This window comes from Leuconostoc suionicum (genome assembly GCF_001891125.1).
Classification (GTDB): Bacteria; Bacillota; Bacilli; order Lactobacillales; family Lactobacillaceae; genus Leuconostoc; species Leuconostoc suionicum.
Map to the genome: position 1 here is coordinate 1191655 of NZ_CP015247.1, position 13602 is coordinate 1205256.

Here is a 13602-nt window from a genome sequence, read left to right on the forward strand (position 1 = left end):
TAAAATACTTAGTATTGTATCTAGAAAAGGAAAGTATTATCACATGCGAAAATTTATTTGGGGGCTTCTCGTCGTTGTTTTTGTTGGCGGACTGGTCTTTCTTGGTTTTAACTCGTCAAAAACATTAATGACTTCAAAAGTTGGTAAAATTACTGAAAAGCAATTTTACGAAGATATCAAAACATCGTCAGCTGGTCAGCAAGAATTTGCTAATATGGTTATTAATAAAGTTCTGTCAGCCGAATATGGTGATCAAGTTTCTGACACAGATGTACAAAACGCCTACGACGCACAAAAAGCGCAGTATGGTTCATCATTTAAGTCTGTTTTGGCATCTAACAATACAACTGATGCCCAGTTTAAAAAGAATATCAAAAATAATCTGATTATCAATGCTGCCATCAAGGCTAACTATAAGGTAACTGATAAGCAACTAAAAACTGCTTATAAGAATTACCACTCAGACACGACGATTTCAATGATTACAGCTAAGAATGAAGCGAAGGCTAAAGAAGCAATTGCCGCATTGAAGAATGGTGATAACTGGAATACAGTTTACAAAAAGTATTCTACAGATAGTACTTATAAATCATCAAATGGTAAAATGCCAGCGTTTAACTCAACAAACACAAGTATCGATTCAGCCGTGCAAACTGCAGCGTTCAAGCTTGACAAAGTTGGTGACTATTCAACGGAACCTGTAACTGGTACAAGCGGCAGTTACTATGTCATTAAATTGAATAAGAAAACAACAAAGCCTTCAATGAGCAGTTTGCGTAGTACCTTATCAACTCAGATAGTAACTGACTTTATCAATGATTCAAGCAACACCAGCAAAATACAAGCCATTGTCGGAAAGATTTTGCGCAAAAACAATGTTAGTGTTAAAGACAGCGATTTGAAAACTGCTTTGAATGCCTATCTAACGGCTGGTATTTCTTCTTCAAGTTCTTCAAGTTCTTCAAGTTCTTCAAGTTCTTCAAGTTCTTCAAGTTCTTCATCAAAATAACTGCTGAATCATTTATTGTCAATGATTGTGCAAAAAAAAAAACGATCTAATTTCTTAGATCGTTTTTTTATACTAATTTTTTATGTAGTGGCCGTTAAATTACCCAATCCTTCTTTTTTGAAATAATACGTAACTGATCATTAAGGCACCACTAGCAGCAATGTAAAATAGATTATTCAACGGCATAAATCGACTCAGGTATGCACCAAGAATAGATCCAGCTAAACTACCAAGTGATTGTGCCGATAAAGTCATGCTAAAAACCGTACTCAATCGATTACTAGCTTTTGATAATAATACTTGTATCATTGGCGTCATACCAGCGTTAGCGATCCCAATTAAAAACCTTAATCCTGCAAAAAGGCATGGATTCACTAAATGCCATGCCCGCCATAAATGTTCCTATCCATGCTATTTTGAAATTTCTAACTCTTTGTTCTCTTTTGATTTGCCCCACACTTCCACCTCTTAGCTGAGGCTTTTTTGATTGTTTAATTTAGCCACAGCAGCTTGAAACCTGTCCAAAGCTTCTTTTAGAATTGATAAATCCATTGCATAGGAAATTCGAATAAACCCTTCACCAAATTCAGTAAAAGCGGAGCCATGAACAACAGCCAAATCCGCTGCCTCTATTAGAAACTTCACGAAGTCCAATGAATTTATGCCAAACTTTTCAATATTTACAAAGACATAAAATGTTCCCTCTGGTTTAATATAGCCAACACCAATTTGATCTAATCGTTTCAGAACATAGTCTCGCCTTTCTCTAAATATGGGCACGATTTCAGACGGGTTATCGCGGTCCACTGTTAAAGCTGTCATTGCAGCTTCTTGAGAGATACTTGAGGCACAGCCAACATCTGTTTGATGGATTTTATATAATTCGTGAATTAAAGACTCTGGCCCTAATAAATAACCAATGCGCCAACCCGTCATACTGTGCGATTTAGATAAACCGTTTAATACTAAGGTTCTTCCCTTCATATCGGGCACACTTGCAATAGATGGTGCGAAATCTTTATCGTAAACTAAACGATTATACACATCATCTGTCAACACATATAAATCATGCTTCTTGATAACATTAGCTAATTCTGCTAACTCTTGAGAAGATAAAACAACGCCACTCGGATTATTCGGATAATTGAGTATAACTAATTTACTTTTCTCACTAATGACCTCCTCTAATTGATTTGGTAATAGCCTAAAATTACTCGATCGTGTATCAACAACTACTGGAACACCCCCTGCTAAAGTAACGGCTTGCGTATAAGCAGTATAACCTGGTGAAATAAGGATGACTTCATCACCAGGATTAACTAGTGCTCTGATTGCTAAGTCAATGCCTTCACTTGCACCAACTGTCACTAGTACCTCTGTGACAGGATTATAAGTTTCACTGTAAAATTCTTGCGCGTACTCAGTGATGATTCTTCTAAGTGCTAATATGCCCATATTATCAGTATATTTTGTGTGATTTTGTTCAATTGCTTTAATGCCGGCTTGCTTGGTAGCAAATGGTGTTGGTAAATCAATTTCACCAACTGTCAGTTGAATGACTTCGTTTGCCGGCTTTTTTATAAAATTAGAAACCAAACGGATACCTGACAGTCCCGTATTATGAACATTTTTATTAATATTTTTTGTCATTAATGGCGTACCTTTCATCACCTAATTATGCTAGTTTAATCTATATATCGGCTTTTGATTGTCAAAAAAATCAAGAACGCTTGCCACTACTTTTTCAGCAGTCAAGTATTCGGACTCTACTGTATTGGCACCAATATGTGGTGTAATCACAATTTGATCATGATTCAATAAAGGACTAGCTGTTTTTATGGTCTCATAACTTGTTGTGTCTAAACCTGCACCTGCTATTTTTCCAGTATTTATTGCCTCAACCAACGCTTCTTCATCCACTAAAGCAGCTCGTGCTGTATTAATTAGAATAGCATTCGTTTTCATCTTTGAAAACGCTTCATGATTTAAAATACCACTTGTTTCTGGTGTAGCAGGAATATGTAACGATATGATATCTGATTGTGCTAGTAGTGTGTCATACGATACAAATTGGCCATAAAGCGTGTCTCGCTTTGTTCGACTATAAACCAATACATGCGCACCAAAACCATGCAATATTTTTTCTACATTTTGCGCAATTTGACCATACCCGATGAGCCCTATTATTTTCCCAGATAAATTATGACCCATTAAACTTGCTGGATATGTTAATACCTCACCTTTTTGCACGCTATTGGCTGCTTGGTTGACCTTACGCAAAACTGTTAATATCAAAGTAACAGCTAATTCCGCAACAGCAATAGCATTTGCACCGGGTGTATTTGTCACCCACACACCGTGTTGAGTAGCTGATTCCACCGGAATATTATCATATCCTACACGACGACGTGCGATTAGTTTTAGATTTGGCAAGGCATCAAACCAATTCTCGTCGAATACCATATCAGTCATAACAATGACCGCTGCCTCGTAAGCTAAGGACAATAATTTTTTTTCATCATAATTTGGGCTATGCGATACATCATATCCTGCACTGGTAAATTTTTGAATGGCAACTTCGTGTAAATCACCTACAATGTGTATGCGTTTTTTTGACATATATGGTTCCTCAATTTTTCATAATACTTTTCCTAAAAATTCTTTTGTTCTGACATTCTGGGGATTCCCAAATATCGCATTTGGAGATCCTTCTTCAAAGACCACACCATCGGCCATAAAAATAACCTTATTAGCTATTTCTCTGACAAAACCCATTTCATGAGTCGCTACAATCATGGTCATGCCCTGCTTAGCTAAATCCTTCATTACTTCAAGAACATCATCAACCATTTCTGGATCTAAGGTCGAAGTTGGCTCGTCAAACAATAAGTAGTTAGGATGCATCGCAAGCCAAGCAATCTCGCTATTCCTACACGTTGCTGCTGCCCACCAGACAAGGATTTAGGATAAGCATTAACTTTGTCAGATAAGCCGACTAATGCCAATAGTTGTTTTGCCTCTTCACTTGCCTCATCAACACTCAAACGCTTCACGCGTTTAGGTGCTAATGTTAGATTTTCTAACACGGTTGAATTTGGGAACAAATTAAAATGTTGAAAAACCATTCCATCTCGGCTTGAATACTATAAATATCGTTATTTTCATCTGTTATATCTTCACCATCAACATGGATATACCCGCTTGTTGCAACATCTAAGTCATGTTGTAGATGGATCTTTAAACCAGCGTAATAAGCCTTACTAATCAGCTGATGACTTTCCAAAATGTTGCTAACCATGATGAATCAAAAGGATCTCCTGTCGTACCTAGTAGCACCTGAAGACTATAAATTTTTTCTATTATCTCAGCCATAGCGCTAATTGATCCTAGTATTACATCGCCATGGCCATTTGCAAAATGGGATTGCTAACTGTTTCTGTATAAATAATTTGAGTGCTTTCATTTATAACCGAAACAACCTCATCAAGGTTTGTAATGTCAACAAAGTCCACTAAAATTCCGAATTTACTTAATGTCTTAAGAAAATCAATTGATTCACCATATAGCGTTTTATCAGCCACAACGTAATCACCTGATGTCAAAAGTGCTAAGAGTGTTGACGGTATTGCAGACATACCCGTGTTCGTGATGACACTTTTTTCTGACTGCTCCAAGTATGTCATAAGTTCTACAATTCCATCATGATTCACATTATGGAACCTCGTATACGCATAACCTTTTCGATCATAAGTATTTTGTAGATCATCTAAGTCGGCCACATTATGAGCTGTTGACAAATATAACAGCTTCACTTACATGATTGGTGTCAATTTTAATCCCTTTGTACAATATGTTCGTATTTTGTTCATTTCTGTATGTCATTACGAAAATACCTCTCTTAAAATAAAAATGTACTAATTTGTATCAAAGTTCGTATTTACGGATCCGCTATTTGGTATTGCAGTCTACTCTACATACTTATCAATTTTATTTCATTAGTTAAATTGCCTTTTTAAAAATATAATTTGTATAAATTACACAAATAACATCTTTTTTTCAGTAACAAAAAAAGTATACCCAAGTAGGTATACTTATTTTTAAAAAATCATTTACTCGCAATATTTAAAGAATCTTATCTTGGTTCCACTGAATAAATGCTATAATCGATTAACAACTTTTTTTGAAAGTTTGGTTAGTATGGAAATTAAACAACTAGAATATCTTGTTACTGCCCATAACTGAGGTAGATTGAGCAAAGCCGCCGCTAAACTGTTTACACCCCAGCCAAATGTCAGCAGGGTCATCAAACTTTTTGAAAAAGAGTTAGGCTCTCCTCTGTTTGAACGAACTAGTAAAGGATTGAAACTAACAGCGTATGGCAAATCAATTTATAGTTATGCTGAAAATATTTTAAAAAACGTGAATTTGATTACTGATACAAACTCTATATCAAGTAATAGTAATTTTTCCGTAGCAACATATCCCAGTAGTATCATGTCATGGCTGTTAGTTGAACTATACCAGAAACACCTAGGTATGATGCTTTCTCACCAACAAGGTACCGTTGAATAAATAACGACTCGAGTTTCACAATGATTCTCTGAGCTAGGCATTCTATACGTTTCTCAAAACCAGTTAAAGGCTTTTCGCCATATTATTTCTCACAAGGAACTAAAATTTATTGAGATTGAAAAAAAGAGAGGCGTGTATTTATGTCGGACATAACAACCCGCTTTACAATAAAACCTCAATCTCTTTTGAAGAACTACTAAAATTAAAATTTGTCCACGGATTAAATGACTTTTTCTCTATGGAACAAGTTAATGGAGGTGGCTTCGCTACAGATACGCTACAACCAACTGTTTACACCAATAACAAGCATCAGTTAAAAAATATCATTTTAGAAACAGATGTCGTTGAGCTAGATATTAACATGGTTTCTCCTGACAATAAACAATATGATATCAAAAATTTAAAAATTGAAGGAGAAGATGCCTACTTAACATTTGGTTATGTGATCCAGCAGGATCACAACTTCAGTCATAATGCGCAAGAACTACTAAAAAGTCTCGAAAAATTTCTAAAGCCATAACAAAATGTTATGGCTTTTTACCTATAAGCTGGTAATTGTTCTAAATAATTATATCGGGCATAGTGATTGTATATTAATCATTCGAAAAAGGCCACTTTTGAATGAAACCATCATTATACTTTAAAACTTCAAATTAGCGATAATTTGTTCAATGTCCTAATGTCCAACCACCGTCAATTGGTACCACTGTACCATTAATATAATCAGCTTGAGGACTTGTCAAAAACATTGTTAAATCTGCGACTTCCTGTGGTGCAGCCCAGCGTTTTGCGGGGGTTTGATCGGCAACTTGTTGGGCCATACTAGCATCGCCAGCAAAATCTTTGGCATTCATTGGTGTTTTAATTGCTCCCGGCGCGATAGCATTAATATGTAATCCCTTTGAAGCGTAATCAAAAGCCAACTGCTTGGTATATCCAATAATTGCATGCTTACTAGTTGTATATGCCGCCCCGCCCCCACCAGCAGTAAAGCCAGCTATGGATGCCATGTTAATAATATGTCCATATCCAGCGACAATCATCTTGGGTAATACAGCATTCGATAAAATAAACATCGGTGTTAAGTTTGTATCCATCACCTGTTGCCAAGTATCTAAGTCAATGGTTAAAGATGGTTGGTAATCATCTAAGATTCCTGCTGTATTCAATAGAATGTCAATTGAAACATCACTGGTTATGTGCTCCACCAACATTTCTAGTTTTTTGTGTTGTCTAATGTCAATTTGATACGTATGCAAATGTTCGTGCGTATACGTAATTTTTTCTTTGTCTAAAGCATACACTGTTGCGCCTTGAGACAAATAAGTTTTCAATTGCGAAAAACCGATGCCTGAAGCAGCACCGGTTAATAAAACATTTTTATTTGTATAATTTTGTTCAATCATTTGTCTAATTTAATAATCTTACTAAGTGCAAAAATCAAAATACCACCAACAATCAATGACACAATTTCTCCTGGCAAAACACTAATATAGTACGCCAACCATTGTGAAAAAAGACCGCCTGATGCGCCTGAAGGAAACGAACCACTGGCACCAATATTAAAGGCAAATTTAAACTCTGCTGCTAAAATGCCCATTCCCAATGTAGAAACTACAAAAGAGCTAATTAAAATTTTTAACAGCGTGTTTGTTACTTTCCGAGTCAAAAGATAAGTTACGGTTGTCATAATCAAGGTACCTGCTGTACCAAATATCCAATCAACCCAACCTAATGGCGACATGAGATTGGCAATAAAAACGCCGAGCCCCAAAGCCAAAATATATCGTTTATTCCACGCGGATAAGTGATTTAAGCCCTCAGATAAACGTAACTGAACTGGTCCAAATCCGATTGGCGCTATAACTAACGTGATTGCTGCATACAACGCAGCAACAATCGCTGTTAATGTGATATTTCTTGTGCGATTGCTTTGTCGCACACTTACTGTTTTTTGCATAAATAGTATCTCCTAGTTTTTTTAAGCGGGATGGTTGATGAACCGCTATTATTAAGTCTCAGAACATAATCAATTAATTCGTACTCTCATCCATGAAATCCTTCAATTGTTTTGAACGACTTGGATGACGCAACTTTCGTAACGCTTTCGCTTCAATTTGACGAATACGTTCACGTGTTACACCAAATACGCGGCCAACTTCTTCCAATGTACGTGTACGCCCGTCTTCTAATCCGAAGCGCAAACGCAAGACATTTTCTTCTCGATCAGTCAATGTATCCAAAACAGATTCCAATTGTTCCCTGAGCATTTCATATGCCGCAGAGTCAGCTGGAGAAACTGCCTCATTATCTTCGATGAAATCACCCAAATGAGAATCATCTTCTTCACCAATAGGTGTTTCAAGTGATACTGGTTCTTGAGCAATTTTTAAGATTTCACGTACTTTGTCGGCCGTCAAATCCATTTCAGCACCGATTTCTTCTGGAAGAGGTTCACGTCCCAAATCTTGTAACAATTGACGCTGTATACGAATCAGCTTATTAATCGTTTCAACCATGTGGACTGGAATACGAATCGTCCGTGCTTGATCGGCGATAGCGCGTGTAATGGCCTGACGAATCCACCATGTTGCATACGTCGAGAACTTAAATCCTTTAGTATAATCGAACTTATCTACGGCTTTCATTAAGCCCATATTTCCTTCTTGGATTAAATCCAAGAATTGCATGCCACGACCAACGTAACGCTTGGCAATCGAGACAACCAACCGTAAGTTGGCTTCTGCTAACTCTTGCTTGGCTTCGACGTCCCCATTCTCAATACGTTTAGCGATATCAATCTCTTCATTTCCCTTCAACAAATTGACACGGCCAATTTCTTTGAGGTACATACGCACTGGATCATTAATTTTAATACCAGCTGGGGTTTCCTCAGCTTCTGCTAACTCTTGATCAGTGGGTTTGTTTTGCTTGGCCTTTAACACTTCTGGCGCTGGATCACCATTGTCATCAACAATTGCTATACCGGCATCTTCAACTTTTTCCATCAGACGTTCGATGTTTTCTTCATCTAAATTAAAAGGTTCAGCTAAACGCTTTGATAGCGCTGCATATGTTATTTGTTTTGCTGCTTTATACTCAGCAATTAGCGCTTTAGTTGCCTTATCGTACTCAGGATTTTTTAGTGGACCAGACTTTTTGGCTGATTTTGGCTTTGAAGCTTTTCCAGCTGCTGCCGCTTGTTCAGGAGTCTTTCCTTGAGCCAAAGCCAATAATTCAGCCTTCTTTGCGCGACTATTATAAGCGATTTTTTGCTCATCAAGATAATCTTTAATATCTGAAATTTTACTTGAACTTGAAATAATTGTCATTTTTACTCCTATATTTTACAATGAGGCTATTTAATTAACATCGAATCGATTAATGTTGTCGTTTTTTTATGTTAATTAATTCAGTTGAAAGTTGAACTAATTTGGCATCATCATGCTGTTGCTTAGCAATTTCAATTAGTTGTTTTAATTCCTGAACACGATTTGAAACGGGTGCTTCTTCCATAATTATACGCAAATAATCTTGAACCGCATCATTTTCGACCTTTATATCACCAAAACTGTGATCAATGGCCATAATTTTTTGATTCAAATTTGGTTTTTGTATAAAATCCATAAATTGAGCAATATCAAATGTCCCCAAGTGATCTCGTTGATAAATTTCAGTCAGCATCATTAGCAATTGATACTCAGGATGAACAAAAGCAAATCCCGCCGTCGATTTAACACGTTCCAGTGTATACGGATCTTTAATCATTGCCATGATTAAGGCACGTTCTGCCAATTCTACCTTTGAAATTTTTTGATATCGATTAGGCTCAACTGGAAAACCAAATTCATATTCAGGGGCCTTTGGGCTAAAGTCACTAGCAACATGAGATGATTGCGAGACTGATTGATGACTATTTTGCCCTTTTACTGACTGCTTAGTTTGTTGTAGCTGTGCTTGTAGTGCTTGCTTTGATGTACCAAACTCATTTGCAATCCGAGTCAGCTGAATATCTTGTTCAACTGGTGTAGCTGTATATAAGATCTGCATGACTTCATGCAAGAACGTTAGATACTGCGCTTGATTACTTAGATTCTTACCATTTCTGGCTGCATTAACCAAGAACTCAATTGGTGTTAAAATGCTTTGATTAAGTGCCTTTTTTAAAACTGGTAATCCGCGCTGTACTCGAACTTCATCCGGATCAAGCAAGTCAGGCAGATGGACAACACCGACCTCTATATCTTTAGCATTATTTTTAAAGAGCTCAATTGAACGTCTTGCAGCATTTTGCCCCGCTTCATCACTATCATAAATAAGAAGCACTCTTTTCGCAATGCGTGAAAGCTGTCGGATATGATCAGGTGTTAGCGCGGTTCCCATGGTTGCAACGCCAACTTTTTCATCGGCCATATGTGCTGAAATAACATCCATAAAGCCTTCAAAAATCATCGCCGTACCCGTTTGTTTAATGACATTTTTGGCCCGATTTAAATTATATAAAACACGTCCTTTAGTAAAAAATGGGCTTTCTGGACTATTCATATATTTGATTGAATTTTCAGCGTCTAGTGCTCGGCCAGAAAAGCCAACAACTTGACCTCGTTCAGTTTTAATTGGCCAAACGATACGCCCTGAAAAACGATCACGCATGTCACCACTCACACTATTCGTGATAAATAGCTCGGAAGCCATTAATACTTCATGAGATAAATTTTTCTCCTTCGCATAACTCAATAGAAGGTTATCGTCCGGAACAAAACCAATCCCAAATTCCTTAATAATGTCATCACTTAACTGCCTTTTATCATGTAGATAGGCCAGTGCCTGTTCACCAGAAGTGGTGTTAAGCAATGTATGCTGATACAATCGTTGCGCATCAGTGTGTAGCTGATAGATTGCTTGTGTTGTGCCATCAATTTGATTACCATTATTCGCAGAAATACTTGAGTCAATTGGAATATCAACACTTTCCGCTAATGATAAGATTGCCTCAGGATAGCTGTATCCTTCCTTTTCCATAATAAAAGAGAAAACAGAACCAGAGCGACCACATGAAAAACAATTAAAGACTTGCTTGTTTTCTTCAACAAATAAGGAAGGATGCCTGTCATCATGAAAAGGGCATGAGCCCGTCCATTGTCGGCCTTTTTTTACCAATTGTGTATACTGGCCGATAACATCAACAATATTTACTTTTGATCGCACATTATCAATAAAAGCTTGCGGAATACGACTTGCCAATGGAACCACCTTTCAAACAATAAAAGTCGCAAACTATTTGGTTTGCGACTGAAATCATTTAACTGTTTTAATTATAATAGTTTAAACGAATCTTGTCAACCCCTGGTTTCGAGGTAAAAACACTTCTATACCAGTGTTTAAAGCTATTTTTATTTTAAGAGGTATAGGTATTATGTTAACTAAAAAGGTTTCTCTGTTTAGACAGAGAAACCTCTAATATTTATTTAGCTTTGATTAGTTCATCATATCGTTCGACAATCACACTAACATTTTGTTGCCCTCTATAAATTGCATAACCAATGATGAAAACAATTAAAATATTGATTGTGCCTAAAACCAAACCTGCACCAAATAACCAAATATTTTGATGGACAAAGAAATAAGTAAGAAGAATGCTTAGACCAACAATCATTGAGAAAAAGGATTGCCAATGTTGAAGATTTTTAATCATTTTCTGCTGATAAGAAATTTCATTTTGATATCCCTTGTCCAAATTTTGTATGCTCTTTGCCATAATAAACACCTTCTCTATTCCTTAATAACTCAATCCAGGATTGAAGAATCCGACTAACACGCCAATCAGGGCAACAACCACCAAAATGAGCATAACCCGAATAGGTGAAATGTTTTTCTTAGCCATTAACCACCAACAAAATACAATAAACAAAGCAGTCAATAATCCTGGATAAACCGAGTCCAATTTGTCTTGCAAAACTAAGTAGGCTTTTCCAGATGAGTTAGTTAATTTAAAGGACGTTTTTACGGTCACCCAAGTGGCAGCGACGCCACCGACAACCATACCGCCAACAGTTGCAATCGCTTTACGAATTGCTTTTCCTTGAGCGCCGACTAAAATTCCTACCGCCTTGTCTCCTAATTCATAACCTTTAAAGTAAGCAAAACGCATACCAAAGTATCCAAGCAAATTCCAGACAATAATATAGAATATTGCACCAAGCGGTGATCCACCGTCGGACATCCCCAAAGCAATTCCAAGAATAACTGGGATCAATGTACCGACAACTAGTGAGTCACCAATTCCTGCAATTGGGCCCATTAGACCGGCTCGTAGACCATTGATTGTTGTATCATCAACATTGCCATGATTGGCTCTTGCCTCTTCCAAACTAGCCGTAACACCGACTATAACAGTCCCTAACTGTGGCTCTGTATTGAAAAAAGCCGTGTAGGTTTTCATTGCCTTTTCTTGATCTTCCTTATTGTCGTACAATTCTTCCACAATAGGTAACATTGAAGTCAAATAACCAAATGTCTGCATATGTTCTTGAGAGAACGCTGTAAGATGACCATAAAACCAGTAATGAAACGACTTGTTTAAAGTCTTACGAGAAATTTTCTTTTTTTCTAAGTTATCCATCTTAAATATCCTCGTCTTCCTCATCATCAACGGTCACATCAGTATTTGCTCCCGGAGATGCAACTTGTCGATTGGTGCTGATTGCCATGTCTAACTTGTATGAGATCATAGCAAAAATTAATGAAACAACTGTCACTGAGACTAAGTTCAAACCTAGAGAAGCAGCAAATGTAAAGCCTACGAAAAACGGAATGAAATCAAGTGGGCTATCTACTATTTGCTTCAACAAAATTGCAATACCTACACAGGGAAGTAAGGCACCAACTGTGAACAAGGTTTTCATTGGAATACCATCCATTGGTAATGCTGTCTTCAATGCAGTAACAGCACTAGACCCAAAATGTGTCATGAATAGTGTTGGAATAAATGAGAAGAAAAAGTGTGAGATCCATGGGAGTCCCCAATCCACAACATACAATTTCTTAAATTGCCCTTTTTCAACTGCTCGCCATCCAATGTGTTGCCAAACCAAGTTCATAGTTGCTGTTCCGTAGAACAACACCGTTCCAACAGTTCCGACTAACGTACCCATTGATTTAGCTAAATCAGCAGCATTTCCTGATGTTGCTACTAATCCTTGAGCATGAATAGCAACCATTGCTAATGGTATACCGATGTAAGAGACCGCTCGAAGATCCGCCGAAACAGTTCCTCCAGGAGTAACCAGTGCGATATAGACTAACTGCATCGCGACACCAGCAGCAATGCCTGTTTTAAGATCTCCCAAAACCAATCCACAGACTAAGCCACCCACTAACGGACGCCCCAGTGTGTAATTTCCAATTGTGGATCCTGCCATGCCTGGCATGGAAGACAAACTTGCAAAAATACCTAAAATACTTGCTTGCATCCAACTAATTGTCATATTTCTAACCTCTTTTTATGTTAGACTACAGATTAAATTTTCCTCTAAAGGCATCCCAATAACCAATTGATACATCAGGCAACAATTGAAACTTAACTTGGTACCCTTTCGCTTGAATATCATCAAATGCTCTAGCTTCCTCAGATGTAATGGACTGATTATTTCCTAATTTCACTGCATCGGGCCGATCGTTGGCTGGACCAACAATCACTGTTTTTACATCATCAGGCTTGAACCCAAAATCAACCAAAATTTTTTTCATATCTTGTGGTGTTTTCGTAATTAGAAAATATTGTCGATTGGAATCCAAAACTTGTTGTGCTTTTTCTTGAAAATGATCCAGTGTCCAAACAAATGTTTTCTTTTCTGAGGCACTTTTGAATGCATCCTTTAGAATAGGATTTGTGGCTGCTGCATCATTAACTGCTATCAGGCCATCACAAGGATATTCTTTAGCCCAGCGGGTCACGGTCTGTCCGTGAATAATTCTATCATCAATACGTACAAATGAAATACTCATAATTACTTCGTCCT

The 13602-nt window shown here is 37.3% G+C and carries 15 protein-coding genes, 1 pseudogene and 1 riboswitch; of the genes and pseudogenes, 3 read left to right on the forward strand and 13 right to left on the reverse strand.

The window, feature by feature from the left end; translation table 11 throughout:
- Positions 1-43: 43 nt before the first annotated feature.
- The gene (locus A6B45_RS05990) at positions 44-1009 is read left to right on the forward strand and encodes a peptidyl-prolyl cis-trans isomerase (RefSeq protein WP_072613781.1); all 966 of its coding nucleotides are present in this window, start codon (positions 44-46) and stop codon (positions 1007-1009) included.
- Positions 1010-1108: 99 nt separating this feature from the next.
- On the opposite strand, the gene A6B45_RS05995 is transcribed toward A6B45_RS05990, so the two are convergent.
- The 5 genes and pseudogenes from A6B45_RS05995 to A6B45_RS10515 form a co-directional block, all read right to left on the reverse strand.
- The gene (locus tag A6B45_RS05995; protein WP_207645894.1) at positions 1109-1318 is read right to left on the reverse strand and encodes a hypothetical protein; all 210 of its coding nucleotides are present in this window, start codon (positions 1316-1318) and stop codon (positions 1109-1111) included.
- A gap of 159 nt (positions 1319-1477) precedes the next feature.
- Positions 1478-2659 (reverse strand): pyridoxal phosphate-dependent aminotransferase, encoded by a 1182-nt coding sequence (locus tag A6B45_RS06005; protein WP_072614492.1) that lies wholly within the window; start codon positions 2657-2659, stop codon positions 1478-1480.
- A gap of 30 nt (positions 2660-2689) precedes the next feature.
- Positions 2690-3628, reverse strand: coding sequence for a D-isomer specific 2-hydroxyacid dehydrogenase family protein (locus A6B45_RS06010; RefSeq protein ID WP_072613782.1), 939 nt, complete (start codon positions 3626-3628; stop codon positions 2690-2692).
- Positions 3629-3646: 18 nt separating this feature from the next.
- A pseudogene (locus A6B45_RS10510) lies at positions 3647-4226 on the reverse strand (amino acid ABC transporter ATP-binding protein); the annotation flags it as partial.
- Positions 4227-4401: 175 nt separating this feature from the next.
- Complete coding sequence (locus A6B45_RS10515; protein ID WP_173674455.1) at positions 4402-4806, reverse strand: aminotransferase class I/II-fold pyridoxal phosphate-dependent enzyme; 405 nt, start codon at positions 4804-4806, stop codon at positions 4402-4404.
- Positions 4807-5257: 451 nt separating this feature from the next.
- Between A6B45_RS10515 and A6B45_RS10575 the strand changes: the two genes are divergently transcribed.
- The gene (locus A6B45_RS10575; RefSeq protein ID WP_227005806.1) at positions 5258-5581 is read left to right on the forward strand and encodes a LysR family transcriptional regulator; all 324 of its coding nucleotides are present in this window, start codon (positions 5258-5260) and stop codon (positions 5579-5581) included.
- 238 nt (positions 5582-5819) lie between these two features.
- Positions 5820-6101, forward strand: coding sequence for a hypothetical protein (locus tag A6B45_RS10580; RefSeq protein ID WP_227005805.1), 282 nt, complete (start codon positions 5820-5822; stop codon positions 6099-6101).
- 148 nt (positions 6102-6249) lie between these two features.
- On the opposite strand, the gene A6B45_RS06030 is transcribed toward A6B45_RS10580, so the two are convergent.
- From A6B45_RS06030 to A6B45_RS06065, 8 genes are all read right to left on the reverse strand, one after another.
- Positions 6250-6987: a 3-oxoacyl-ACP reductase gene (locus tag A6B45_RS06030; protein ID WP_072613784.1), complete on the reverse strand. Its 738-nt coding sequence runs from the start codon at positions 6985-6987 to the stop codon at positions 6250-6252.
- Positions 6984-7541 (reverse strand): QueT transporter family protein, encoded by a 558-nt coding sequence (locus A6B45_RS06035; protein ID WP_072613785.1) that lies wholly within the window; start codon positions 7539-7541, stop codon positions 6984-6986. The genes A6B45_RS06030 and A6B45_RS06035 overlap by 4 nt, the downstream gene beginning before the upstream one ends.
- A gap of 6 nt (positions 7542-7547) precedes the next feature.
- A riboswitch (PreQ1 riboswitch) is annotated at positions 7548-7593 on the reverse strand.
- Positions 7594-7614: 21 nt separating this feature from the next.
- The gene (gene rpoD, locus A6B45_RS06040) at positions 7615-8913 is read right to left on the reverse strand and encodes an RNA polymerase sigma factor RpoD (protein ID WP_011679963.1); all 1299 of its coding nucleotides are present in this window, start codon (positions 8911-8913) and stop codon (positions 7615-7617) included.
- A 49-nt stretch (positions 8914-8962) separates the two neighbouring features.
- Positions 8963-10825 (reverse strand): DNA primase, encoded by a 1863-nt coding sequence (dnaG, locus tag A6B45_RS06045; protein ID WP_072613786.1) that lies wholly within the window; start codon positions 10823-10825, stop codon positions 8963-8965.
- Positions 10826-11045: 220 nt separating this feature from the next.
- Positions 11046-11339, reverse strand: a complete 294-nt coding sequence (locus tag A6B45_RS06050) for a PTS sugar transporter (RefSeq protein ID WP_072613787.1) — start codon at positions 11337-11339, stop codon at positions 11046-11048.
- 21 nt (positions 11340-11360) lie between these two features.
- Positions 11361-12203, reverse strand: a complete 843-nt coding sequence (locus A6B45_RS06055) for a PTS system mannose/fructose/sorbose family transporter subunit IID (protein WP_011679989.1) — start codon at positions 12201-12203, stop codon at positions 11361-11363.
- A gap of 1 nt (position 12204) precedes the next feature.
- Positions 12205-13068, reverse strand: coding sequence for a PTS mannose/fructose/sorbose/N-acetylgalactosamine transporter subunit IIC (locus A6B45_RS06060; RefSeq protein WP_072613788.1), 864 nt, complete (start codon positions 13066-13068; stop codon positions 12205-12207).
- Between the two features lie 25 nt (positions 13069-13093).
- Positions 13094-13588 (reverse strand): PTS system mannose/fructose/N-acetylgalactosamine-transporter subunit IIB, encoded by a 495-nt coding sequence (locus A6B45_RS06065; RefSeq protein ID WP_072613789.1) that lies wholly within the window; start codon positions 13586-13588, stop codon positions 13094-13096.
- Positions 13589-13602: the final 14 nt, after the last annotated feature.

Coding starts and splice junctions, on each gene's coding strand:
- A6B45_RS06035 (WP_072613785.1), bottom strand. CDS start 7,541: ATGCAAAAAACAGTAAGTGTGCGACAAAGCAATCGCACAAGAAATATC.
- A6B45_RS06065 (WP_072613789.1), bottom strand. CDS start 13,588: ATGAGTATTTCATTTGTACGTATTGATGATAGAATTATTCACGGACAG.
- rpoD (WP_011679963.1), bottom strand. CDS start 8,913: ATGACAATTATTTCAAGTTCAAGTAAAATTTCAGATATTAAAGATTAT.
- A6B45_RS06005 (WP_072614492.1), bottom strand. CDS start 2,659: ATGACAAAAAATATTAATAAAAATGTTCATAATACGGGACTGTCAGGT.
- A6B45_RS06050 (WP_072613787.1), bottom strand. CDS start 11,339: ATGGCAAAGAGCATACAAAATTTGGACAAGGGATATCAAAATGAAATT.
- A6B45_RS10580 (WP_227005805.1), top strand. CDS start 5,820: ATGGAACAAGTTAATGGAGGTGGCTTCGCTACAGATACGCTACAACCA.
- A6B45_RS05995 (WP_207645894.1), bottom strand. CDS start 1,318: ATGATACAAGTATTATTATCAAAAGCTAGTAATCGATTGAGTACGGTT.
- A6B45_RS05990 (WP_072613781.1), top strand. CDS start 44: ATGCGAAAATTTATTTGGGGGCTTCTCGTCGTTGTTTTTGTTGGCGGA.
- A6B45_RS06060 (WP_072613788.1), bottom strand. CDS start 13,068: ATGACAATTAGTTGGATGCAAGCAAGTATTTTAGGTATTTTTGCAAGT.
- A6B45_RS06030 (WP_072613784.1), bottom strand. CDS start 6,987: ATGATTGAACAAAATTATACAAATAAAAATGTTTTATTAACCGGTGCT.
- A6B45_RS06055 (WP_011679989.1), bottom strand. CDS start 12,203: ATGGATAACTTAGAAAAAAAGAAAATTTCTCGTAAGACTTTAAACAAG.
- A6B45_RS06010 (WP_072613782.1), bottom strand. CDS start 3,628: ATGTCAAAAAAACGCATACACATTGTAGGTGATTTACACGAAGTTGCC.